The organism is Oceanicella actignis (genome assembly GCF_900111545.1).
In the GTDB taxonomy this organism is placed as follows: Bacteria; Pseudomonadota; Alphaproteobacteria; order Rhodobacterales; family Rhodobacteraceae; genus Oceanicella; species Oceanicella actignis.
On the sequence record NZ_FOHL01000001.1, the window covers coordinates 342,713 to 366,596 of the forward strand.

Annotated in this window: 21 protein-coding genes; 17 read left to right on the forward strand and 4 right to left on the reverse strand. The window is 71.5% G+C overall.

Going from position 1 to position 23,884, the window contains the following annotated elements:
- Positions 1–143 precede the first annotated feature (143 nt).
- From BMW67_RS01590 to BMW67_RS01605, 4 genes are read left to right on the forward strand one after another with little or no spacing between them, the layout of a single operon-like run.
- Positions 144–1,610 carry a UbiA family prenyltransferase gene (locus tag BMW67_RS01590; protein ID WP_072746970.1) on the forward strand — a complete coding sequence of 489 codons (1,467 nt, stop codon included), beginning with the start codon at positions 144–146 and terminating at the stop codon, positions 1,608–1,610.
- On the forward strand, positions 1,601–2,017 hold the full coding sequence (locus BMW67_RS01595; RefSeq protein ID WP_245728426.1) for a GtrA family protein: 417 nt from the start codon (positions 1,601–1,603) through the stop codon (positions 2,015–2,017). The genes BMW67_RS01590 and BMW67_RS01595 overlap by 10 nt, the downstream gene beginning before the upstream one ends.
- Positions 2,014–3,339, forward strand: coding sequence for an FAD-binding oxidoreductase (locus tag BMW67_RS01600; protein WP_072746885.1), 1,326 nt, complete (start codon positions 2,014–2,016; stop codon positions 3,337–3,339). Before BMW67_RS01595 ends, BMW67_RS01600 begins: the two co-directional genes overlap by 4 nt.
- A complete protein-coding gene (locus BMW67_RS01605) occupies positions 3,336–4,085 on the forward strand; it encodes an SDR family NAD(P)-dependent oxidoreductase (RefSeq protein WP_072746886.1) in 750 nt (249 codons plus the stop codon). Before BMW67_RS01600 ends, BMW67_RS01605 begins: the two co-directional genes overlap by 4 nt.
- Here BMW67_RS01605 and BMW67_RS01610 read toward each other — a convergent pair.
- Positions 4,039–5,340 carry a glycosyltransferase family 4 protein gene (locus tag BMW67_RS01610; RefSeq protein WP_072746887.1) on the reverse strand — a complete coding sequence of 434 codons (1,302 nt, stop codon included), beginning with the start codon at positions 5,338–5,340 and terminating at the stop codon, positions 4,039–4,041. The genes BMW67_RS01605 and BMW67_RS01610 overlap by 47 nt on opposite strands.
- Before the next feature lie 316 nt (positions 5,341–5,656).
- Between BMW67_RS01610 and BMW67_RS01615 the strand changes: the two genes are divergently transcribed.
- The 4 genes from BMW67_RS01615 to BMW67_RS01630 are packed head-to-tail and all read left to right on the forward strand — an operon-like array spanning position 5,657 to position 11,614.
- Positions 5,657–8,098, forward strand: coding sequence for a tetratricopeptide repeat protein (locus BMW67_RS01615; protein WP_072746888.1), 2,442 nt, complete (start codon positions 5,657–5,659; stop codon positions 8,096–8,098).
- Between the two features lie 57 nt (positions 8,099–8,155).
- Positions 8,156–9,103, forward strand: coding sequence for an ExeA family protein (locus tag BMW67_RS01620; protein ID WP_072746889.1), 948 nt, complete (start codon positions 8,156–8,158; stop codon positions 9,101–9,103).
- 30 nt (positions 9,104–9,133) lie between these two features.
- A complete protein-coding gene (locus BMW67_RS01625) occupies positions 9,134–10,756 on the forward strand; it encodes a GumC family protein (protein ID WP_072746890.1) in 1,623 nt (540 codons plus the stop codon).
- A 36-nt stretch (positions 10,757–10,792) separates the two neighbouring features.
- The gene (locus BMW67_RS01630; protein ID WP_072746891.1) at positions 10,793–11,614 is read left to right on the forward strand and encodes a CpsD/CapB family tyrosine-protein kinase; all 822 of its coding nucleotides are present in this window, start codon (positions 10,793–10,795) and stop codon (positions 11,612–11,614) included.
- 33 nt (positions 11,615–11,647) lie between these two features.
- On the opposite strand, the gene choV is transcribed toward BMW67_RS01630, so the two are convergent.
- From choV to BMW67_RS01645, 3 genes are all read right to left on the reverse strand, one after another.
- Positions 11,648–12,694 carry a choline ABC transporter ATP-binding protein gene (choV, locus tag BMW67_RS01635; protein ID WP_072746892.1) on the reverse strand — a complete coding sequence of 349 codons (1,047 nt, stop codon included), beginning with the start codon at positions 12,692–12,694 and terminating at the stop codon, positions 11,648–11,650.
- Positions 12,691–13,536 (reverse strand): choline ABC transporter permease subunit, encoded by an 846-nt coding sequence (gene choW / locus BMW67_RS01640; protein WP_072746893.1) that lies wholly within the window; start codon positions 13,534–13,536, stop codon positions 12,691–12,693. Before choW ends, choV begins: the two co-directional genes overlap by 4 nt.
- Positions 13,537–13,598: 62 nt before the next feature.
- Positions 13,599–14,534, reverse strand: coding sequence for a choline ABC transporter substrate-binding protein (locus BMW67_RS01645; RefSeq protein ID WP_083581219.1), 936 nt, complete (start codon positions 14,532–14,534; stop codon positions 13,599–13,601).
- A gap of 127 nt (positions 14,535–14,661) precedes the next feature.
- Here BMW67_RS01645 and betI point away from each other — a divergent pair, with 127 nt between their 5' ends.
- The 9 genes from betI to pqqE all read left to right on the forward strand — a co-directional run bounded on the left by betI (position 14,662) and on the right by pqqE (position 23,851).
- Complete coding sequence (betI, locus tag BMW67_RS01650) at positions 14,662–15,258, forward strand: transcriptional regulator BetI (RefSeq protein WP_072746894.1); 597 nt, start codon at positions 14,662–14,664, stop codon at positions 15,256–15,258.
- 15 nt (positions 15,259–15,273) lie between these two features.
- Positions 15,274–16,785 (forward strand): choline-sulfatase, encoded by a 1,512-nt coding sequence (gene betC / locus BMW67_RS01655; RefSeq protein ID WP_072746895.1) that lies wholly within the window; start codon positions 15,274–15,276, stop codon positions 16,783–16,785.
- Positions 16,785–18,245, forward strand: a complete 1,461-nt coding sequence (gene betB / locus BMW67_RS01660; RefSeq protein ID WP_072746896.1) for a betaine-aldehyde dehydrogenase — start codon at positions 16,785–16,787, stop codon at positions 18,243–18,245. Before betC ends, betB begins: the two co-directional genes overlap by 1 nt.
- A 26-nt stretch (positions 18,246–18,271) precedes the next feature.
- Positions 18,272–19,948, forward strand: coding sequence for a choline dehydrogenase (betA, locus tag BMW67_RS01665; protein ID WP_072746897.1), 1,677 nt, complete (start codon positions 18,272–18,274; stop codon positions 19,946–19,948).
- A gap of 618 nt (positions 19,949–20,566) precedes the next feature.
- On the forward strand, positions 20,567–20,674 hold the full coding sequence (gene pqqA / locus BMW67_RS15340) for a pyrroloquinoline quinone precursor peptide PqqA (protein ID WP_072746898.1): 108 nt from the start codon (positions 20,567–20,569) through the stop codon (positions 20,672–20,674).
- Positions 20,675–20,749: 75 nt separating this feature from the next.
- The gene (pqqB, locus tag BMW67_RS01675) at positions 20,750–21,643 is read left to right on the forward strand and encodes a pyrroloquinoline quinone biosynthesis protein PqqB (RefSeq protein WP_072746899.1); all 894 of its coding nucleotides are present in this window, start codon (positions 20,750–20,752) and stop codon (positions 21,641–21,643) included.
- A complete protein-coding gene (gene pqqC / locus BMW67_RS01680) occupies positions 21,640–22,398 on the forward strand; it encodes a pyrroloquinoline-quinone synthase PqqC (protein ID WP_072746900.1) in 759 nt (252 codons plus the stop codon). The genes pqqB and pqqC overlap by 4 nt, the downstream gene beginning before the upstream one ends.
- Entirely contained in the window at positions 22,395–22,721 is a 327-nt protein-coding gene (gene pqqD, locus BMW67_RS01685) for a pyrroloquinoline quinone biosynthesis peptide chaperone PqqD (protein WP_083581221.1), read from the forward strand. Before pqqC ends, pqqD begins: the two co-directional genes overlap by 4 nt.
- A complete protein-coding gene (pqqE, locus tag BMW67_RS01690) occupies positions 22,718–23,851 on the forward strand; it encodes a pyrroloquinoline quinone biosynthesis protein PqqE (RefSeq protein ID WP_072746901.1) in 1,134 nt (377 codons plus the stop codon). The genes pqqD and pqqE overlap by 4 nt, the downstream gene beginning before the upstream one ends.
- Positions 23,852–23,884 lie beyond the last annotated feature (33 nt).

The following is a 23,884-nucleotide window of genomic DNA, read 5'->3' on the forward strand; positions in this document are numbered from 1 at the left end:
ACGGCCGCGGCGCGCGCCCGTCCGGCACGCCCGGGCGCCGCGGCCATGCAGACGGCGGATGGCGCCGAACAGCCGTCTGGCCGTGCGCGCGCGGGCGCCCTATCCTGCGCCCCGCGGCGCGCCGGGCGCCGCGCGTGCCGCCGGTGCGCCGTCCGGGCGGCGCGCAGGCGGATGAAGCGGAGCGCCGCGTGCTTGTCGTCGATCTTGACCGGACGCTGATCCGGACGGACATGCTTCTCGAGACCTTCTTCGCCGCGCTTGCGCGCGCGCCGCTGCGCACCCTGGCCGCGCTGGGCGCCCTGCGCCGCGGCCGCGCCGCCTTCAAGGCCGCGCTGGCCGACATCGCGCGCCCCGACCCGCGCGCCCTTCCCATCGAGCCCGCGGTCAAGGCGCGCATCGAGGCCGCCCGCGCGGCCGGCGAGCGGGTGGCCCTGGTCACCGCCACGGACGAGCGCGTGGCGCGCGAGATCGCCGACGCGCTGGGCCTGTTCGACGAGGTCCACGGCTCGACGCCCGAGCGCAACCTCAAGGGCGAGGCCAAGGCGGCGCTCCTGACCGCCCTTTATGGCGAGCGCGGCTTCGACTATGTCGGCGACAGCGCGGCCGATCTGGCGGTGTGGCGCCACGCCCGCACCGCGATCACCGTCGGCGCCGGGCCGCGCCTGCGTCGCCTGGCCGAGGGCGCCGCCCCCCGCGCCGAGCACCTTGCGCCGCCGCAGCCGCTTTCGCGTCGCCTGATCCCGCATCTTCGGGCGCTGCGCCCGCATCAATGGCTCAAGAACGCGCTGATCTTCGTGCCGCCGCTGGCCGCGCACCGCTTCGACGGCGCGACGCTGGGCGCCGCGGCGCTCGGCTTCGCGTGCTTCAGCCTGACGGCCTCTTGCGTCTACATCGTCAACGACCTGCTCGACCTGTCGGCCGACCGCGCCCATCCGCGCAAGCGCCATCGGCCCCTGGCCAGCGGCGCGTTGCCCATCGCGCACGGTTTGGCGATGGCGCCGGTCCTGCTGGGCGGGGCCTTCGCGCTGGCGCTGGCGGCGCTGCCGGCGGGCTTTTCGGCGGTGCTCGCGATCTACTTCGCGCTGACGCTGGCCTATTCGCTGACGCTCAAGCGGCGGCTGGTGATCGACATCTGCACCCTGGCGGGGCTCTACACCTTGCGCGTCTTCGCCGGCGGGGCCGCGACGGAATTGGCCATCTCGCCCTGGACGCTGGCCTTTTTCGGCTTCCTGTTCCTGTCGCTGGCGGCGATGAAGCGCCAGACCGAGCTGGTGGACGGGCTGCGCAGCGGGCGCGCCAGGGCCGCGGGGCGCGCCTATCAGGTCGAGGACCTGCCCATCGTCGCCATGATGGCCGTGGCGGCGGGCTACCTGTCGGTGCTGGTGCTGGCGCTCTACATCTCGAACGACGCGACAAGGGCGCTCTATTCCTCGCCGCAGCTGCTGTGGTGGGCGCTGCCGGTGCTGCTCTACTGGATCAGCCGCATGGTGATGCTGGCCCATCGCGGCCGCATGACCGACGATCCGCTGGTCTTCGCGACCCGCGATCCGGTCAGCCTGGCCTGCGGCGCCGCCACGCTGGCGGCGGGCGCGGCGGGGGCGTGGCTGTGAGCGGGGCGGCGCTGGCCGCGCTTTACGTCGCCTTCGCGGTCGTCGCGGGCGCGGTCAATCTGGGCGCCCAGCGGCTGGTTCTGGCGGCCGCGCCGCCGCCCGAGGGACTGGCCGCGGCGCTGGCGGTGGGGACGGCGGCGGGGCTGGCGACGAAATATGCGCTCGACAAGCGCTGGATCTTTCGCGATCCCAGCCGCGGCGTGCGCGCCCATGCGCGGCGCTTCGGGACCTATGCGCTGATGGGCGTCGCCACGACGCTGATCTTCTGGGGCGCCGAGCTGGCGTTCTGGGCGCTGTGGCGCACCGAGGCCATGCGCGAGCTGGGCGGCGCGCTGGGGCTGGCGATCGGCTATGCGGTGAAATACCGGCTGGATCGGCGCTTCGTGTTCACCGGAGGATCGGCATGAACGAGCGACGCGCGCGCCTGTCGGGCTGGGGGCGGCGGCCGATCATGGAATGCCCGGTCAGCGCGCCGCGCGACGAGGCCGAGCTGCTGGCCCGCATCGCGCGCGGCCCCGCCGTGGCGCGCGGCGCGGGGCGCGCCTATGGCGATGCGGCGCTGAGCGCGACGGGCGTCATCCTGACCTCGCGGCTCGACCGGATGCTGGAGTTCGACCCCGAAACCGGGCTCCTCACCGCCGAGGCCGGCGTGCTGCTGGCCGACGTGATCGACGCCTTCCTGCCGCGCGGCTGGTTTCCGGCGGTGACGCCGGGCACGCGCTTCGTGACGCTGGGCGGGATGATCGCCGCCGACGTTCACGGCAAGAACCACCACGTCGCGGGCAGCTTCGGGCGCCATGTGGCATGGCTGGACCTGGCCGGGCCGGATGGGGTGACGCGCTGCGCGCCCGACCGGAACCCCGAGCTGTTCGCCGCCACGATCGGCGGCATGGGGCTGACGGGCGTGATCCTGCGCGCCGCCTTCCGCATGATCCCGGCCCCGACGGGCTGGATTCGCACGCGCACCGTCGCCGCGCCCGATCTGGAGGCGGCGATGGAGGCCTTCGAGGCCGACGCGGATGCGCCCTATTCCGTCGCCTGGATCGACTGCCTGGCGCGGGGGGCGGCGCTGGGCCGGTCGCTTGTCATGTTCGGCGCGCACGCCGCCCCCGACGAGATCGGCGCCCGCCCGCGCCTGCCCGCCCCGCGCCGGCGCCTGGCCGTGCCTTTCGACGCGCCGGGCTGGCTTCTGGGCCGGCGCAGCATCGGCGCCTTCAACGCCGCCTATCACGCGCTGGGCGCGCGCCGCGCCGGCGAAGGGCTGCAAAGCTGGGAAAGCTATTTCTATCCGCTCGACGCGCTGGGCGGCTGGAACCGGATCTATGGCCGGCGGGGCCTGGTGCAGTTCCAATGCGCGCTGCCGCCCGACGGCGCCCGGGCCGGCCTGCGCGCGCTGCTCGAGCTGACGGCGCGGCGGGGGCCGGGCGCCTTTCTGGCCGTGCTCAAGAAGTTCGGCCCGCAGGAGGGGGGGCTCCTGTCCTTTCCCCGGCCCGGCTGGACGCTGGCGCTGGACTTTCCCGCCTCGGCCGAGGCGCTGGCCCTGATGCCCCTGCTGCACGCGGCCGCGATCGACCATGGCGGCCGCTTCTACCTGGCCAAGGACGCGTGCCTGACCGCGCGCGAATTCGCCGCCTCGGAACCCCGCGCGGACGCCTTCCGGGCGCTGCGCGCGCGCATCGGCGCGGACCGGCTGTTCCGCTCGGCCCAATCTGAAAGGCTCGGACTATGAGCATGCCCTCGCCCGACCGCCCCGCGCTGATCCTGGGCGCGACATCGGACATCGCGCTGGCCTTCGCGCGGCTTCTGGCCGCCGAGGGGCGCGAGCTGATCCTGGCCGCGCGCGACCCGGCGCGGCTTGACGCCGCGTGCAAGGATCTGACCCTGCGCCACGGCGTCAAGGCGACCGCCCTCGCCTTCGACGCGCGCGATCCGGCCTCGGCGGGGGCGCTGCTCGATTCGCTGCCGCTTCTGCCCTCGCTGGTGGTCAGCTTCGTCGGCTGGATGCCGCCGCAGGACGAGACCGCGCGCGATCCCGAACTGGCCCGCGCCGTGATCGAGAGCAACCTTCTGGGCCCGGCCTGGGCGCTGGAAGAGGCGGCGCGCCGCCTTGCCGCCCTCGAGGGGCCGACCGCCATCGTGGGCGTGGGTTCGGTGGCGGGCGATCGCGGGCGCGCGCGCAACTACTGGTATGGCGCCGCCAAGGCGGGGTTCGAGGCGGTCCTGTCGGGGCTGCGGCAGAAATACGCGCGCTCGCGCCTGCATGTGATGACCGTCAAGCCGGGCTTCGTCGCCACGCGCATGACCGAGGGCATGGACTTGCCCGCCGCGCTGACCCTGACGCCCGAGGCGCAGGCGCGCCTGATGCTCGCCGCCCTGCGCCGGGGGCGGCATGTGGCGGTTCACTGGAAATGGCGGCTGGTCATGGGCGTCATTCGGCTGCTTCCCGAAGGGGTTTTCCGGCGGATGCGCTTCTGACCCCGCCCCGCGGCAGGTCGAGCGCCGCCTGATAGGCCTCGACCAGGCGCGCGGCCTCGTTCTCCCAGCGGAATTCGGCCTCGGCCTTGGCGCGGCCCAGCGCGCCCATGCGCCGGCGCCTTTCGGGATCGTCGGCCAGGGCCGCGATGGCGTCGGCCATGGCCTCGGGCGCGCAGGGCCGGGCCACCAGCGCCGCGCCGTCGGCCTCGAAGCCGGCCTGCGTCAGGTCGTATTGCACGATCGGCAGGCCGAGCATCATGTATTCGAAGACCTTGTTCATCGACAGCTTGTCGTTGAACGCCGATTTGGGGTCGGGAATCACGCCGATGTCCAGCGCCGACAGATGCGACAGCAGCCGCTCGCCGCGCAGATAGCCGGTGAAGCGGATGCGGTCCTCCAGCCCCATCTCGGCGCTCAGCCGCCGCAGCGCGTCCAGCTCGGGCCCCTCGCCGATGATGACGCAGCCGATGTCGTCGCGCCCCAGATCGCGCAGACGCCCCATGGCCCGCACCAGATGATCGACCCCGTCCTGCCGCGCCATGATGCCCACATAGCCCGCCAGGACCGGCTTCCACGCGCGCAGCTCGGGATCGGGCGCGACGCGGCGGAAACGCTCGATGGGCGGATAGCTCTTGACCACGAAGACGCGGTCGGGGTCCATGCCCCCGCGCTCGACGGCGATGCGCTTGAAGGTCTCGTTCGTGGCGATCGAGGCGTCGGCGCAGCGAAAGCTCATGCGCTCGAAGAAACGCATGGCGGCGTGCAGGGGGCCGCGGCGTTCGAACTTGCTTTCGAACAGCTCGGGGCTGAGGTCGTGGTGGTCGAAGACGAACCGCCGCCCGCCGAACAGCTTGTGCACGAGCGCGACCAGGAACAGAAGATCGGGCGGGTTGCAGGCCTGAACGACGTCGAAACCCTGCTCGCGCCGCACCTTGAACGAAAGCCGAAGCTGGCGCCAGAGCGCGGCCGAGTATTCGCGGATGTAGTCGCGCGCGCGCCGCGCCTCGACCGGCAGCGGGTGGCGGTAGATCTCGATCCCCTCGATCGTCTCGCGCAGGGCCTCGCATCCCTTGCCGACCGGGCAGATCACCGACACGCGCGCGCCCGCGTCACGCAGCGCCTGCGCCTCTTGCCAGACGCGGCGGTCGAAGGGGACGGGAAGATTCTCGACCAGGATCAGCACGCCCCGGCCGGCGAGAGGCCCTCGCGAAGCGGCGGCGCCCCGCCCCTTTAGCCGGCCGTCAAATTCGCTCATGCCCGTCTCCGCATTCGAAAAGCCACGCTCTGAAACCCACGCCGGCGCGCATAGCAGATTGGCACGCCGGAATCGACCTTCTCATGAACGCCGCCGCGCAAGGGGCTTGGCGTTGACGACTCGTTCGTGCTTTCGCCGCATTATTGCGCTAATGAGGCACGTTAACGGCATCTGGTTACGTTTCGATTGCGGCGGGCGGATGGCGAGGCCGGACCGCGGATGCTTGACGGCCGATCGGTTTTTGCGGCAGTCCGAAGGGCGAATTGACGGGCGTGCATTGGGGAAAGTCTTGATGAACCATGGATTGAGGCGGCGCATGATCGCGCTGCTCGCGGGCTGCGCCTTCGCGCTCGCCGGGTGCGATTCGGCCGAGGAGCGGGCGCAGCGGCATTACGAGCGCGCGCTTGAGCTGATCGAGCAGGGCGAGCCCCAGAAAGCCCAGATCGAGCTGCGCAACGTCCTGCGGCTGCAGGAGAACAACGTCGAGGCGCGCTATCGCTTCGCCCGCCTTCTGCACGACATGAAGGATTACAACGGCGCGGCCGGCCAGTATCTGCGCGTGGTCGAGCTGGACCCGCGCCGCGTGGACGCGCGCCTGGCGCTGGCCGAGATCTTCCTGCTCGCCGGGCGGCGCGAGGCCGCGATCGAGGCCGAAAAGCATGTCGACGCCGCGCTGAACGTCGCGCCCGACGATCCGCAGGCGCAGGCGCTCAAGGCGACGGTGGAATACCGCCTGGGCCAGAAGGAAGAGGGCGTCGCGCGCGCGCGCAAGGTGCTCGAGGCGCATCCCGACAACGTGGCCGCGCGCCTTGTGCTGATTGCGGCGGCGCTCGACGCCGAGAAGCTGGACGAGGCCGAATCGCTCGCCGATGAGGGGCTGAGCCGGGCGCCGCGCGATCTGAGCCTGAACATCGTCAAGCTGGGCCTGGTCGAGAAGCGCGGCGATCCGGCGCAGCTGGGCGAGCGGCTGCGCTTCATGGTCGAGACGTTTCCCGACAACGCCGGCTTTCGCCGCGCCTACGCCCGCTGGCTGGACGAGCAGGGCGACGTGCAGGGCGCCGAGGCTCAGCTGCGCGCGCTGGCCGACATGTCGCCCGGCGCGGTCGAGCCGCGCCTGCAGGTGGTGCGCTATCTGAACGCCGCGCGCGGCCCCGAAGCGGCCCGCGCCGAGCTCGAACGCCTCATCGCCTCGCCCGAGCGCAAGGTGGAATACGAGCTGGCGCTGGCCTCGCTGGATCTCTCGCAGGGCAAGCCGGAAGAGGCCGAAAGGCGCCTGCGCGAGGTGGCCGAGCGCGAGGGCGCCTCGGCCGACGGCGACAAGGCCCGCGTCGAGCTGGCGCGGCTGATGCTGCGCCAGGGCCGCGACGACGAGGCGCAGAAGCTGGTCGAAGAGGTGCTGGCCAACGACCCGCGCAACGAGGCCGCGCTGACCCTGCGCGCCTCGCGCCTGATCGACGAGGACAAGCCCGAGGAAGCCATTCGCGACCTGCGCGCGGCGCTGGACGCCGCGCCGCGCAATCCGATCATTCTGCTCAAGCTGGCCCAGGCGCATGAGCGCAACGGCAGCCGCGAGCTGGCCATGGAGCGGTTGGGACAGGCGGTTCAGGCGTCGAATTTCGACCCCGCCATCGCGCTGCGCTACGCGCAGGCCCTGATCGCGCAGGACAAGCGCGACGTGGCCGAGAAGGTGCTGGTCGACGCCCTGTCGCGCCACCCGCAGGATCGCGGCCTGATGGTCGAGCTGGCGCGCCTTCGGCTCGAGCGGCGCGATTTCGGCGCCGCGCTTCAGCTGGCCGAGCGGCTCGAGCAGATCGCCCCCGGCGACGACGCCGCCGCGCGCATCCGCGCCGCGGCGCTGATCGGCCAGCGCCGGGTGGACGAGGCCATGTCTCTGCTCGCCGCCGCCGCGCGCGCCGACGATCCGTCGATCGAGACCATGGCCTCGCTGGTGCGCGGACACCTGGCCGCGGGCGAGCCGGAAAAGGCCGAGGCCTATCTGCGCGAGCACCTGCAAAAGAACCCGAATGATGCCCGCGCGATGATCCTGCTGGGCTCGGTGCAGCTGGCGCGCGGCGACGCGGCCGCCGCCGAGGCGGCCTTCCGCGAGGCGGTCAGGGCCGATCCCAAGCTGGCCGACGGCTACGCGAATCTGGCCCGGATGCGCCTGGCGGCGGGCGACGAGGAAGGCGCCGAGCAGGTCCTTCGCGAAGGCATCGAAGCGGGCGTGGAAAACGACCTTCCGCTGCGCCTGGCGCTGGCGCTGCGCCTTGACTCGACGGGCCGCACCGACGAGGCGATCGCGCAATACGAGGCGCTTTACGCCCGCCACCCCGACGCGGCGATCGTGGCCAACAACTACGCCAGCCTGCTGGCCGAACACCGCGCCGACGATCCCCAGGCGCTGGCCCGCGCCTACGCCATCGCCAAGCGCTTCCAGAACGCGCGTCAGCCGCATCTGCAGGACACTTACGGCTGGATCATGCATCTGCGCGGCGACGACGCGGCCGCCGAGGCGCCCCTGCGCGCCGCGGCCGCGGCGCTGCCGAACAACGCCTTGGTGCGCTACCACGCCGGGGTCGTCCTGGCCCGGCTGGGCCGCGCGGACGAGGCGCGCGCCCATCTCGAAGCGGCGCTGGAGCTGAGCAAGAAGTCCCCCTTCGGGCGTGAGGACGAGGCCCGCGCCCTGCTCGCCCAGCTTGACGCGCCCGCCCCCGAGGGCCAAAAGCCCGCTCAACCGGATCAGGAGACGCGCGAATGACGCAGTCGGCCAATCGTCCGCGCGGCGTCCCCGGCATCGGCGCAAGGGACCGAGCGCATGCGTGACCTGTCCAAGATGTACACAGCGTTCTTCGGCTTGCGCGAAAGGCCGTTCTCGCTGCTGCCGGACCCCGAGTTCCTCTACTGGGCGCCGCCGCATGCCAAGGCCTACACGATGCTCGAATACGGCATCGCCACGCATGCGCCGATCACCGTCGTCACGGGCGAGATCGGATCGGGCAAGACGACCCTCGTGCGCAAGCTCCTCAACGACATCCCGCAGGATTTCTGCGTGGGACTGATCTCGAACGCCCAGGGCAGCCGCGGCGAGCTTCTGCACTGGGTGCTGATGGCGCTGGGTCAGGAGGCCGACCCGAGCCGCGGCTACGTCCAGCTCTTCAAGCAGTTCCAGGATTTCCTGATCTCGGAATACGCCGCCGGGCGGCGCACCGCGCTGATCTTCGACGAGGCGCAGAACCTGACGCCCGAGACGCTGGAAGAGCTGCGCATGTTCTCGAACATCAACGCGGACAAGGAAGAGCTGCTGCAGCTGATCCTCGTCGGACAGCCCGAGCTGCGCGACCTGATCGCGCGCCCGGATCTGGTGCAGTTCGCGCAGCGGGTCGCTTCGGAATTCCACCTGCGCGGCCTGACCGAAGCCGAAACGGCCGACTACATCGCCCACCGCATGCGCGTCGCCGGGGCCGAGCGCCAGGTGTTCGAGCCGCAGGCCTGCTCGGTCATCCACCGCGCGTCGCGCGGCATTCCGCGGCTCATCAATCAGCTGTGCGACTATGCCCTCGTCTACGCCTTCGCGGACGAGAAGCCCAACGTCGACGAAGGCATCGTGCGCGACGTGCTGGCCGACCGCGGCCCGAGCAGCGTCTTCGCGGACCCCGACGCCCCCGCCGACAAGGCCCGCGCCGCGCCGCCCCGCCCGCGCGAGCAGGCCGAGGCGGAAACGGAAGAGAACATTTTCAACGGCATATGGGAAGCCCGCCGCTGAACGCGGCCGGCCCCGCAAGGTCAAGGCGACATGAACAGCGAATTCGACTTCGGATTGATCACGGCGATCATCAAACGCCGCCTCGGCCTTGTGCTGAGCTTTGCGATCGCGACATTTCTCATCTTCGCGGCGGTCGCCTATCTGCTGCCGCCCAGATACAAGGCGTCGGCGACCATCCTGGTCGAATCGCAGCAGATTCCCACCAGTCTCGTGCAATCGACCGTGGCCTCGAACGCGGCCGAGCGGATCCGCGTCATCGAGCAGCGCCTGCTGACGCGCGCGACCCTGCTCGACATCGCGGCCAAGCACAGGGTCTTCGCCGACCGGCCCGACATGTCGCCCTCGCAGATCTTCGAGGCGATGCGCGACGCCACCGCCTTCGAGCTGATGCAATTCGGCGATCCGCGCAGCAGGCGCTCATCCAACGCCATCGCCTTCACCGTGACCTTCGAGGCCGACAAGCCCCAGATCGCCGCCGCCGTCGCGAACGAGCTGGTGACGCTGATCCTCGAGCAGAACGTCAAGCTGCGCACCGGGCGCGCCGCCCAGACCTACGAGTTCTTCGAGCAGGAGGTCGCGCGCCTGTCGGACGAGCTGCAGAAGATCGAGAACGAGATCGTCGCCTTCAAGAAGGCCAATCGCGACTCGCTTCCCGAAAGCCTCGACTACCGGCGCGACCGCCTCGCGCTGACGCAGCAGCGCATCTCGCTGCTCGAGCGCGAGCGGGCCAATCTGCTGGATGAAAAGCGCATCCTCGCCGCCGGTCTCGAGGATCCCGAGCTTCTGGCGCAGCAGCTCGACCGGCCGCTGACCGACAACGAGAAGGAGCTGCGCGCGCTCGAGCGCGAGCGCGCGCGCCAGCGCGCCATCCTGGCCGAGAGCCACCCGCGCATCCGGGCGCTGGATGCGCGCATCGCCGCCCTGCGCAAGATCGTCGCCGAAGAGCTGGGCGCCGCCGACGGGGCCGCCGAGGACGCGGGCGCGAGCGGGCGCAACGCCATCATCCGCAAGGTCGAGCAGGACATCGCGGTCATCGACAAGCGCATCGCCAACATCGAGGAAGAGATCGCCCAGCTCGACCGCGAACAGCACGAGCTGGAGCGCACGATCTCGCAAACGCCCTCGGTCGAGATGGCGCTGGCCGGGCTCAACCGGCGCTATGCGGGGCTGCAGGCCCAGTATCGCGACGTGCAGGCCAAGCTGGCCAGCGCCGCGACGGGCGAGCAGCTGGAGCTCAAGCAGCAGGCCGAGCGCTTCGAGGTGATCGAGCAGCCCAGCGTGCCCGAGCGCCCGGCCTCGCCCAACCGCCCGCTGATCCTGTTGGCCGGGCTTGGCGCCGGCCTTGGCGGCGGCGTCGCGCTGGCCTTCCTGATCGAGTTCCTGAACCGCCGCGTGCGCCGCCCGTCCGAGATCGTCGCGGCGCTGAACATCGAACCGTTGGCGGTCATCCCGCTGGTGCGCACCGCCGCCGAGATCCGCGCGCAACGCCGCCGCCGCGCGCTGGTCGCGCTCGGCGTGATCGCGGCGACGGCCGTAGGGCTGGCGGCGCTGCATTTCCTTTACCTACCCCTCGACCTTCTGGCCGAGCGCGCGATCGAGAAGGCGCGGCTCGATTCGCTGGTCGGTCTGGTCCGCGCCCGGCTGCAGCTCTGAGCCGAGACGGCGCGCGATTTTCGAAAGGACGCAGAATTGGAACGGATCAAGGCAGCGATCGCCAAGGCGCGCATGAGCCGCGAGGACGCCCCCGCCGCCGCGCGCCGCCCGCGCGAGGTGGCGCGGCCGCGCTCAGGCCGCCCAGCGGCGTGGGATCGGCTCGAACAGTTCACCCCGGACCCCGCGCGGCTCGAGCGCGCGCGCATCGTCACTCACGCCAAGGAGGATCCGGCCCATGTGCCCTTCGACATCCTCCGCACGCGGCTGATGAAGATGCTCGAGCGCAACGGCTGGACCTCGGTCGCCATCACCTCGCCGACCAAGGCCTGCGGCAAGACGCTGATCGCCTGCAACCTGGCGCTGAGCTTTGCGCGGCAGAAGGCGCACCGCACGGTGCTGGCCGACATGGACCTCAAGCGCCCCATGCTCGGCGAGGTGCTGGGCCTGAGGACCGAAAGATCCGTCGGCGACTGGCTCAGCGGCGAGGCAAGCGTGACGGAGACCTTTCGCTGCGTGGGCGACTCGCTGGCCGTCGGCGTCAACCGGCAGCCCTTCCGCAACTCGGCCGAGCTGATCCAGGACCCGGTCGCCGCCGAGGCGATCGCGGCCATGAAGGACGAGCTGCGTCCCGACGTGGTCATCTACGACCTGCCGCCGGTGCTGGCCAGCGACGACGCCCTGTCCTTCGCCCAGCATGTGGACGCGGTGCTTCTGATCGCTTCGGCGGGGCAGACCAAGCTGAACGAGCTGGCCGAAAGCGAGCGCCTGATCAGAGACATGGGCACGCTGGGCGGCGTGATCCTGAACCGCTACGACCTGAAGTCGGAAAACTACTACGAATACGACTACGTCTACTGACGCGGCGGCGGGGCGCGCCCGCCGCCGCGCGCGTCAGGCGGCGTCTTGCTCTTGCGGCCCGAGCAGGGCCGACAAGAGCTCGGCCTCGCCGATCAGGCCGACGGGCGCGCCCTGATCGACGACGATCACCGGCTGGCCCGTGCGCATGCGCAGGGCCATGACCTCGCGCACCGGGGCGCGGCGCTCGACCCGAGGCCCGTCGGGCGCGGCGCCGGCCAGGGGGCGCATGACGTCCTCGGCCCGCAGCACGCCCATCGGGTTCATGTGCGCGACGAAATCGGCGACGTAGCCGTTGGCCGGCTTGCGCACGATCTCTTGCGGCGATCCGCACTGCACGATGCGCCCGCCCTCCATGATGGCGATGCGGTCGCCCAGCTTGAACGCCTCGTCCAGATCGTGGCTGACGAAGATGATGGTGCGGCGCAGATTGCGCTGCAGGTCCAGCAGCTCGTCCTGCAGGCGGGCGCGGATGAGCGGGTCGAGCGCGGAAAAGGGCTCGTCCATCAGCAGGATCGGCGCCTCGGTGGCGAAGGCGCGCGCCAGGCCCACGCGCTGCTGCATGCCGCCCGACAGCTCGGCCACCTTGCGCTCGGCCCAGTCGGTCAGGCCCACCAGGTCGAGCTGCGCGCGCGCCTTGGCCTCGCGCTCGGCGCGGGGCACGCCGGCCAGCTCCAGCCCGAAGGCGACGTTGTCGATGACGTTGCGCCAGGGCAGAAGGCCGAACTGCTGGAAGACCATGGCCACCCGGCTCAGGCGCAGGCGGCGCAGCGTGCGGGCGTCGGCGGCGGTGACGTCGATCATGCCCTCGCCGTCATCGACCAGAACGCGCCCGCGCGCGACCGGGTTCAGCCCGTTGACCGCGCGCAGAAGCGTGGACTTGCCCGAGCCCGACAGCCCCATGAGCACGACGATCTCGCCCTGCGCGACCTCGAGCGAGCAGTCGTGCACGCCCAGGATCTGCCCCGTCGCCTCCTGCACCTCGGCGCGGCTGCGCCCCTGGTCCATGATCGGCAGGGCCTCGTCGGGCGAATCGCCGAACACGATCGAGACGTTGTCGAAGATCACGGCCTTGCGGGTCATCGGCGCCCCCTTCCCTGTCCAAGCCGCAGCATCCGGTCGAGGATGATGGCGACGACGACGATGATGAAGCCGCTCTCGAAGCCGAGCGCGGTGTTGACCTGGTTGAGCGCGCGCACCACCGGCACGCCCAGCCCGTCGGCGCCGACCAGCGCGGCGATGACGACCATGGACAGCGACAGCATGATGGTCTGGTTCAGCCCCGTCATGATCTGCGGCAGCGCCCAGGGCAGCTCGACCTTCCACAGCTTTTGCGCCGGGGTGGCGCCGAAGGCGTCGGCGGCCTCGAGCAGCGCCTTGGGCGTCGAGCTGACGCCCAGATGCGTCAGGCGGATGGGCGCGGGCAGCACGAAGATCACCGTGGCGATGAGGCCGGGCGTCATGCCGATGCCGAAGAAGACGATGGCCGGGATCAGATAGACGAAGGTCGGCAGCGTCTGCATCAGGTCAAGGACCGGCTGCATGGCGGCATACATGCGCGGCCGGTGCGCGGCGGCGATGCCGATGGGCACGCCCAGCGCCATGCAGACCACGCAGGCGGACAGCACCAGCGTCAGGCTTTCGGTCGTCTCCTCCCAATAGCCCTGGTTGAGGATGAACAGGAACCCCGCCGCGACCAGCGCGCACAGCTTCCACGACCGCTGCAGCGCCCAGGTCAGCGCCACGAAGACGGCCACCACCGCCAGCGGATGGGGCGTCTGGAACGCCGACAGAAGCGCCGAGATCAGCGCGTCCATCGCGTCGGCCAGCCCGTCGAAGAACCAGGCGCCGTGGGTCTGGAGCCAGTCGAACGCCCCCTTGGCCCATCGCCCGATCGGGATCTTGTTTTCGGTCAGCCAGTCCATGCCCGGTCTCCGATATGATCAGGGGGCGGACCGCGGCCCGCCCCCCTGTGTCCCGGCGCGGGTCAGAGGCCGAGCGCGGCCTTGACCGCGGCCTTGGCGTCGCCGCCGTCGCGGGTCGTCACGCCCTCGAGCCAGCCGTCGAGCACCTCGGGATGGGCCTTGAGCCAGGCGGCGGCGGCCTTTTTCGGCTCCTGCCCGTCGTCAAGGATGGCGCCCATGATCTCGTTCTCCATCTGCAGCGAGAAGACCAGGTTCTGCAGCAGCTTGTAGACGTTCGGGCAGTCCTTGGCGAAGCCGGCGCGCACGTTGGTGTAGACCGTGGCGCCGCCGTAGTCGGGGCCGAACCAGTCGTCGCCGCCGCTCAGATAGGTGAGCTTGTAGTTAGCGTTCATCGGGTGCGGCTCCCAGGCCAGGAACACGATCGGCTCGCCGCGGCGCGTGGCGCGATCGACCTGCGCCAGCATGCCCTGCTCCGAGCTCTCGACGATCTCGAAGCCCTTGAGGCCGAAGGCGTCCTTCTCGATCATGTCCATGATCAGGCGGTTGCCGTCATTGCCCGGCTCGATGCCGTAGATCTTGCCGCCCAGCTCGTCCTTGTGCGCGGCGATGTCCTTGAAGTCGCGGATGCCCAGCTTGGCGCCGTGCTCGTTGGTGGCCAGGGTGTATTTCGCGCCCTCGAGATTGGCGCGCACGACCTCGACCGAGCCGTCCTCGCGATACGGGGCGATGTCGCCTTCCATGGTGGGCATCCAGTTGCCCAGGAACACGTCCACGTCGCCCTTCTTCATCGAGGCGTAGGTGACGGGCACGGACAGGACCTTGACGTCCACGTCATAGCCCAGCGCCTCGAGCACGACCTGCGTCGCGGCGGTGGTGGCGGTGATGTCGGTCCAGCCGACATCGGCGAAGGTGACCTTCTCGCACGCGGCCTGCGCGGCGGGCGCGGCCATCATCGCGGCGGCCAGCGCGCCCATGATGGCGGTCTTGAGCGATTTCATCGATGCATTCCTCCTTTGCGGCATCGCGGACCGGGCTGCGGCGGGCGATGCATTGTTCTTGATTGACGAGTCAGTTAAAAACCATACTGTCCGCCGAAAGCAACCCCCTGGTCCCGGAGGCCACCATATGCCGAAAATCGGGATGGAGCCTATCCGCCGCGCAGAAATCATCCACGCCGCGATCCGCGAGATCGGCCGCGCCGGCTCGCTGGACGTGACCGTGCGCCAGATCGCCGACCGGGCGGGCGTGTCCTCGGCGCTGGCGCATCACTATTTCGGCAACAAGGACGGCATCTTCCTGGCCGCGTTCCGCAGGATCCTGGACGAGTTCGGCCGCGCGGTGCGCACGCGCCTCGCGGCGGCGCGCACGCCGGACGAACGTCTGGACGCGATTCTGGGCGCCAGCTTCGACCCCGAGCAGTTCTCGGACGAGATCGTCTCGGCCTGGCTGGTCTTCTACGTTCAGGCGCATCATGTGCCCGAGGCGGCGCGGCTGCTGCGCATCTATGCGCGGCGGCTCGATTCGAACCTGCGCCACGCCATCCGCGCGATGCTGCCGGGCGCCCCGCGCGCCCGCGCCGCCGAGCTGGCCGAAGGCGCCGCCGCCATGATCGACGGCTTCTACATCCGCCACGCGCTGCGCCCGGCCCCGGCCGACGGCGCCGCCGCCCGGGCGCGGGTGCGCGACTATGTGCGCATGGCCGCGCGCGAGCTGGCCGGCTGACCCGAGGAGCGCCCCATGGCCGACAAGCCCAACATCCTGATCTTCATGGTCGATCAGCTGACCGGCACGCTGTTTCCCGACGGCCCGGCCGAGTGGCTGCACGCGCCCAATCTCAGGTGGCTGGCGGCGCGCTCGACCCGATTCGCCAACGCCTACACCGCCAGCCCGCTCTGCGCGCCGGGCCGCGCCAGCTTCATGGCCGGCCAGCTGCCCAGCCGCACCCGCGTCTACGACAACGCCGCCGAATTCGCGTCCGACATCCCCACCTACGCCCACCATCTGCGGCGCGCGGGCTGGCACACCTGCCTGTCGGGCAAGATGCATTTCGTCGGCCCCGACCAGCTGCACGGCTTCGAAGAGCGCCTGACCACCGACATCTACCCGGCCGATTTCGGCTGGACGCCCGACTACCGCAAGCCCGGCCAGCGCATCGACTGGTGGTATCACAACATGGGCTCGGTCACCGGCGCCGGGGTGGCCGAGATCACCAACCAGCTCGAATACGACGACGAGGTCGCCTACCACGCCACGCGCAAGGTCCATGACCTTGGCCGGCGCAAGGACGACCGCCCCTGGTGCCTGACGGTCAGCTTCACCCACCCGCACGACCCCTATGTCGCGCGCCGCCGCCACTGGGATCTTTACGAGGACTGCGCGCATCTGCTGCCCGAGGTCGCCGCCATTCCCTACGAGCGGCACGACCCCCACGCGCGGCGCATCTTCGACGCCAACGACTGGCGCAGCTACGACATCACGGACGAGCACATCCGCCGCGCGCGCCGGGCCTATTTCGCCAACATCTCGTATCTGGACGAGAAGATCGGCGAGGTGCTGCACGCGCTCGAGGCCACGCGGCAGGAGGCGATCATCCTGTTCCTGTCCGACCACGGCGACATGCTGGGCGAGCGCGGGCTTTGGTTCAAGATGTGCTTCTACGAAGGCTCGGCCCGCGTGCCGCTGATGATCTCGGCCCCGCAGATGGCGCCGGGGCGCGTGGCGGCGCCGGTCTCGACCATGGACGTGGTCCCGACGCTGGCCGAGCTGGCGGGCGTGTCGCTGGACGAGGTCATGCCCTGGACCGACGGCCAGAGCCTGGTTCCGCTGGCCGCCGGCGGCGCGCGCACGGCTCCGGTGGCGATGGAATACGCCGCCGAGGCGTCCGAGGCGCCGCTGGTCGCGCTGCGCGACGGGCGGTGGAAATACGTCGTCTGCAAGCTGGACCCGCCGCAGCTGTTCGACCTCGAATCCGACCCGCACGAGCTCGACAACCTTGCCGGCGACCCCGCCCATGCCGAGGTCGAGGCGCGTCTGGCGGCCGAAATCGCCCGCCGCTGGGACCTGGACGCCTTCGACGCCGCCGTGCGCGAAAGCCAGGCGCGGCGGCTGATCGTCTACGAGGCCCTGCGCAACGGCGCCTATTTCCCGTGGGACCACCAGCCGCTGCTCAGGGCGTCCGAGCGCTACATGCGCAACCACATGGATCTGAACGTTCTGGAGGAAACCCAGCGTTTCCCGAGAGGAGAATGATGCGCGCGCAACCCGAGGCTTCGCATTTCATCGACGGCGCCTTCGTCGAGGACGCCGCCGGCGCCCCGATCGACGTCTTCCACCCCGCCACCGGCGAGGTCATCGCCCGCGTCCATTCCGCCACCCCCGCGGTGATCGACCGCGCGCTGGAAAGCGCCCGCGCCGCCCAGGCCGTCTGGGCCGCGACCGCCCCGGCCGAGCGCGGGCGCGTGCTGCGCCGCGCGGCCGACATCATCCGCGCGCGCAACCGCGAGCTGTCCGAGCTCGAGACGCTCGACACCGGCAAGCCGCTGCAGGAAACGCTGGTGGCCGACGCCACGTCGGGCGCCGACGCGCTCGAGTATTTCGGCGGGCTGGCCGACGCGATCACGGGCGAATACATCCCCCTCGGCGGGCCGGGCGACGATTTCGTCTACACCATCCGCGAACCGCTGGGCGTGTGCGTGGGCATCGGCGCCTGGAACTACCCGACCCAGATCGCCTGCTGGAAGGCGGCGCCGGCGCTGGCCTGCGGCAACGCCATGGTGTTCAAGCCCTCCGAGACGACGCCGCTTTGCGCGCTCGAGGTCGCGCGCATCATGATCGAGGCGGGCGCGCCGCCGGGGCTGTTCAACGTGGTCCAGGGGCTGGGCGACGTGGGCGCGGCGCTGGCGACCGATCCGCGGGTGGACAAGGTGTCGCTGACCGGCTCGGTTCCCACCGGCGCCAAGGTCTATTCGGCCGCCGCCGCGCAGCTCAAGCACGTGACCATGGAGCTGGGCGGAAAGTCGCCGCTCATCATCTTCGACGACGCCGACCTCGAGGACGCCGTCGGGGGCGCCATGCTGGGCAACTTCTACTCGACGGGGCAGGTGTGCTCGAACGGCACGCGCGTCTATGTGCACCGCGCGATCAAGGAGCGCTTCCTGGCCCGCCTGGCCGAGCGCACGGCCGCCATCCGCATCGGCGACCCGCTGGACGAGGCGACGCAGATGGGCCCGGTGGTCAGCGCCGCCCAGCACGCCAAGGTCCTGAGCTACATCGAGCTGGGCAAGCGCGAGGGCGCGCGCCTGGTCTGCGGCGGCCAGGCCCTGCCCGGCCCCGGCTGGTGGGTGCAGCCCACCGTCTTCGCCGACGTGACCGACGACATGCGCATCGCCCGCGAAGAGATCTTCGGCCCCGTCATGTGCGTGCTCGACTTCGAGGACGAAGAGGACGTGATCGCCCGCGCCAACGACACCGAGTTCGGCCTCTCGGCCGGCGTGTTCACCCGCGACCTCAAGCGCGGGCACCGGGTCATCGCGCGCATCCGCGCCGGCGCGTGCTGGATCAACGCCTACAACCTGGCGCCGGTCGAGGCCCCCTTCGGCGGCATGCGCAAGTCGGGCGTGGGGCGCGAGAACTCGCGCGCGGCGCTCGATCACTATTCGCAGATCAAGAGCGTCTATGTCGGCATGAAGCCGGTCGACAGCCCCTACTGACGCCGGAGCCGCCCATGAGCCACGACATGGAAGCCGATTACGTCATCGTCGGCGCAGGTTCGGCCGGCTGCGCCATGGCCTACCGCCTGTCCGAGGACGGAACCCGCTCGGTGCTGGTGCTGGAGCATGGCGGCTCCGACGCCGGCCCCTTCATCCAGATGCCGGCGGCGCTGAGCTATCCGATGAACATGAGCCTCTACGACTGGGGCTACCGCACCGACCCCGAGCCACATCTGGGCGGGCGGCGGCTGGCCTGCCCGCGCGGCAAGGTGATCGGCGGCTCGTCCTCGATCAACGGGATGGTCTATGTGCGCGGGCATGCGCGCGACTTCGACCACTGGGCCGAGCAGGGCGCGGCGGGCTGGTCCTTCGCCGAGGTGCTGCCCTATTTCAAGCGCATGGAAGACTGGCACCCCGGCGGCCCCTTCCCCGACGCCGGGCCGGGCGATCCGCGCTGGCGCGGAAAGGGCGGCCCGCTGCACGTCACGCGCGGCCCGCGGCGCAACCCGCTTTACCGCGCCTTCGTCGAGGCGGGCGCGGCCGCCGGCTACGAGCGCACCGACGACTACAACGGCGAGAAGCAGGAAGGCTTCGGCCCCATGGAGCAGACGGTCTGGAAGGGCCGCCGCTGGTCCGCGGCGAACGCCTATCTGCGCCCGGCGCTGCGGCGGCCCAACTGCGACCTGCTGCGCTGCTTCGCGCGCCGCGTCGTGATCGAAGAGGGGCGCGCGGTCGGGGTCGAGGTCTCGCGCGGGGGGCGGATCTTCACCGTGCGCGCGCGCCGCGAGGTCATCCTGGCGGCGTCGGCCATCAACTCGCCCAAGCTGCTGCTTCTGTCCGGCATCGGCCCGGCGGCCGAGCTGGCCGAGGCGGGCATCGCCCCGCTGGTCGACCGCCCCGGCGTGGGGCGCAACCTGCAGGATCATCTCGAGCTTTACATCCAGCAGGCCTGCACGCAGCCCATCACGCTCTACAAGCACTGGAACCTGCTGGGCAAGGCGCTGGCCGGCGCGCAATGGCTGTTCTTCAAGTCGGGGCTGGGCGCGTCGAACCAGTTCGAGAGTGCGGGCTTCATCCGCTCGCGCGCGGGGGTGGAATACCCCGACATCCAGTTCCACTTCCTGCCCTTCGCGGTGCGCTACGACGGCAAGGCGGCGGCCGAGGGGCACGGCTTCCAGGCCCATGTGGGCCCCATGCGCTCGCCCTCGCGCGGGCGCGTGAAGCTGCGCTCGGCCGACCCGCGCGAGGCGCCCTCGATCCTGTTCAACTACATGAGCCACGAGCAGGACTGGATCGACTTTCGCCGCTGCATCCGCGCCACGCGCGAGATCTTCGCGCAAAAGCCCTTCGACCCCTTCCGCGGCCCCGAGATCTCGCCGGGGGCGGATGTGCGCTCGGACGACGAGCTGGACGCCTTCGTGCGCGAGCACGCCGAAAGCGCCTACCACCCCTGCGGGACCTGCCGCATGGGCGCGCGGGACGATCCGATGGCGGTGGTCGACCCCGAATGCCGGGTCATCGGCGTCGAGCGGCTGCGCGTGGCCGACAGCTCGATCTTCCCGCGCATCACCAACGGCAACCTGAACGCGCCCTCGATCATGGTCGGCGAGAAGGCCTCGGATCACATCCTGGGCCGCACGCCCCTGCCGCCCGAGAACCTGCGCCCGTGGATCAATCCGCGCTGGCGCGAGAGCGACCGCTGACCGCGCGGGGCGAATCGGCCCGCCCGATTCGCCCCCGAATTCGCCCCCCGAATTCGCCCCCCGGCTCGCCCCGCGCATCGCGCCGCCGGCGCCGGCGCCGCGCGCCGCGCCCGCGGCCTGGCCGACGCGCGATCGGGCGCGATCAAGGGCCGCCGGGGCCGCACGCGCGCGAATGCGAAAGCAAACGCGCCTTCTCGCGCGGATTGCCGGTTTTACCTTTTCTTAATTCAGCCGCCGATCACCCCGCCCGCGGCATTCTGCATGCAGGCTCTCCGCGCTGCGATCACGGTCGCCCGGCGCGACGGAACGGAGCCTGCGGCAACGCCTCGACCGCGCATCGCGACGCAGCCCGAGGCGCGTCAGGCCGCCTTCGCGCGAAGGAAGTTTGGGGCGAGGCGCGAAGGGACCGAGGCCTGGAACACGGCGGTCGGCTCGCCATGGGCGAGGCCGGCCGTTTGCGCGAGCGCACCCGCGCAGCCCTGACGCGCCAGCCGTCACATTCCCTTGCGTTACTACTATTGGGCACTTGATCGCGGGCGGCCGCGCTGACACGCTCGGATGCGCGGGGAGAAATCCCCGGAACCCGCCTTGGCCGCCGCGCGCGGCGCAAGGCGTCACATGGGAGGAAGACGCATGGCCTGGACCGCGCCGAAAATCGAAGAAGTCTCCTGCGGCATGGAGATCAACATGTATTTCCCCGCCGAGGGCGAAGACGACCTGTTCTGACCGTTCCGACGCGCCACGGCGCCGGCCGAGCGCCGGCGCCGGGCGCCCTTGGCATCCGCGCAAGAGGCCGACGCCATGCGCCTTAAGGTTCTGGGGGCCGCGGCGGGCGGCGGCTTGCCGCAGTGGAACTGCGGCTGCGCCAATTGCAACGCCGCGCGCGCCGGACGCATTCCCGCGCTGACCCAATCCTCGATCTGCGTCAGCGCCGACGGCGAAAGCTGGGCCGTCATCAACGCCTCGCCGGACATCCGCGCCCAGATCGCCGCCACGCCCGAGCTGCACCCGCGCGCGCTGCGCCACTCGCCCATCGCCTCGGTGCTGGTCACCAACGGCGACATCGACCATGTGGCCGGGCTCCTGATCCTGCGCGAGAAGACGGCCTTCGACCTGTTCGCCACGCCCGCGATCCACGCCGTGCTGGCCGACAACCCGATCTTCGGCGCGCTCGACCCGGCGGCGGTCGCGCGCCGCACGGTCGCGCTCGAGCGCCCCTTCTCGCCGGCGCCGGGGCTGAGCGCGCGCCTGTTCGCCGTGCCCGGCAAGGTTCCGCTCTATCTCGAGGGCGAGGAGGAGCGCCTGGTCACCGACGCCGAGGGCGAGCAGACCGTGGGCGTGGCCCTGCGCGCCGAGGCGGGCGGCCCCGAGGTCTTCTACATTCCCGGCTGCGCGCGCATGACCCCGGCCCTGGCCGAGCGGCTGCGCGGCGCGGCGCTGGTGCTGTTCGACGGCACCGTCTGGGAGGACGACGAAATGCCCCGCGCCGGCGCCGGCGCCAAGACCGGCAAGCGCATGGGGCACATGTCGATGCGCGAATCCATCGCCGCCTTCGCCCCGCTGGGCGTCGCGCGCAAGGTGTTCGTGCACATCAACAACACCAACCCGGCCCTCGACCCCGCCTCGCCCGAACGGGCCGAGGCCGAGGCCGCGGGCTGGACCATCGCCCATGACGGAATGGAGCTTGCGCCATGACCCAGACCGCCCCGCAGGACCGCGCCGCCTTCGAGGCCCGCCTGCGCGCCATCGGCGACGCCCGCTACCATGACAAGCACCCCTTCCACCGGCGGCTGCATTCGGGCGGCTGCTCGCCCGACGAGGTGCGCGCCTGGGTCATCAACCGCTACTACTACCAGAGCCGCATCCCCATGAAGGACGCCGCCTTCATGTCGCGCGTCTCCGATCCGGCGCTGCGCCGCGCATGGCGCAAGCGCATCGAGGACCATGACGGGACCGACGCGCGCGAAGGGGGCATCGCCCGCTGGCTGCGGCTGGCGCAGGCGGTGGGGCTGGACCCCGACTACGTCGCCTCCGAGCGCGGCGTGCTGCCCGCCACCCGCTTCGCGGTGGACGCCTATGTGCGCTTCGTGCGCGACATGCCGCTGCTCGACGCGGTGGCCTCGTCGCTGACCGAGCTGTTCGCGCCGAAGATCCACGCCGAGCGCATCGAGGGCCTGCTGCGCCATTACGACTTCGCCGACGACGCGGCGCTGTCCTATTTCCGCAAGCGCCTGACCGAGGCCCCCGAGGACGTCGCCTTCGGCCTGGCCTGGGTGCTGGACCACGCCGACACGCGCGAAAAGCAGGACGCCGCCGCCGCCGCGCTCGAGTTCAAGACCGACGTGCTCTGGGCCCAGCTCGACGCGCTGTGGTCGGCCTATGTCGAACCGGCCCGCATTCCGCCCGGCGCCTGGCGCCCCGGCGAGGGTCTGCTGGAGCGCGCCGCATGAGCGCCCCCGGACCGGCCCGCGCCCGCGCGCCCGCGCCGCCCGCGCCCATCGACCCGGCGGCGCGCCCGGCGCTGCCGCGCGGCGTGCGCGTGCGCTGGGACGCGGTGCGCCAGGGCTGGGTGCTGCTGGCGCCCGAGCGCGCGCTGCGCCTCGACCGGATCGGGGTGGCGATCCTGGAGCGCGCAGACGGCGCGCGCAGCTTCGCCGACATCGTGGCCGATCTGGCCGCCGCCTACGACGCGCCGCCCGAGCGCATCGCCGCCGATGCGGGGCGCTTCCTGTCCGCCCTGGCCGCGCGGCGCATGATCGAGCTGCGCCCATGACCGCCCCCGACCCCCAGACCGCGCCCCGCCAGGCGCCCGAGGCGCCGCCGCCGCCCATCGCCATGCTGGCCGAGCTGACGCATCGCTGCCCGCTCTCGTGCCCCTATTGCTCGAACCCGCTGGAACTGACCGCGCGCAGCGCCGAGCTGTCGGCCGAGGAATGGGCCGACGCCTTTCGCCAGGCGGCCGCGCTGGGGGTGCTGCAGCTGCACCTGTCGGGGGGCGAGCCGGCCTCGCGCCGCGACCTTGAACAGATCGTCGCCGCCGCGGTCGAGGCCGAGCTCTACACCAATCTCATCACCTCGGGCGTGGGCCTGACCCCGCGCCGCCTCGAGGCGCTGGACGAGATCGGGCTCGACCATGTGCAGCTGTCGCTGCAGGGCGTCGAGGCCGGCCCCGCCGATCAGATCGGCGGCTATCGCGGCGGCTTCGCGCGCAAGATGGAGGTCGCGCGCGAGATCGCGCGCATCGGCTTTCCGCTGACCATCAACGCGGTGATGCACCGGCGCAACCTGGACCGGCTGGAAGAGACCATCGAGCTGGCCCTGCGCCTGGGCGCGCGCCGGCTCGAGGTGGCCTGCGTGCAGTTCCACGGCTGGGCGATGCGCTCGCGCGCGGCGCTGCTGCCCACGCGCGAGCAGGCGCTGCGCGCGCGCGACGTGGTGGCCGAGGCGCGCGAGCGGCTGCGCGGCGTGATGGTCATCGACTTCGTGCCGCCCGACTATTACGCCGAGTTCCCCAAGGCCTGCATGGGCGGCTGGGGCTCGACGGGGCTGAACGTCGCGCCCGACGGGCGGGTCTTGCCCTGCCATGCGGCCGAGACCATTCCCGGGCTCAGCTTCGACAATCTGCGCCGACGCCCGCTGGCCGAGATCTGGCTGCGCTCCGAGGCCTTCGCCGCCTTTCGCGGCTTCGACTGGATGGAAGAGCCCTGCGCCTCGTGCGAGCGCAAGACGCGCGACTTCGGCGGCTGCCGCTGTCAGGCGCAGGCCATGACGGGCCGCGCAAGCGCGACCGACCCGACCTGCTCGCGCTCGCCCGACCGCGCGGCGCTGGACGCGGCGCTGCGCGAGGCCGCCGAGGCCGGCGCCGAGGCGCCGCTGGTCCCGCGCGCCCCCGCCCCGGGCTGAGCGCCCCAAGGGCGCGGGGCGAACCCCGCCGCG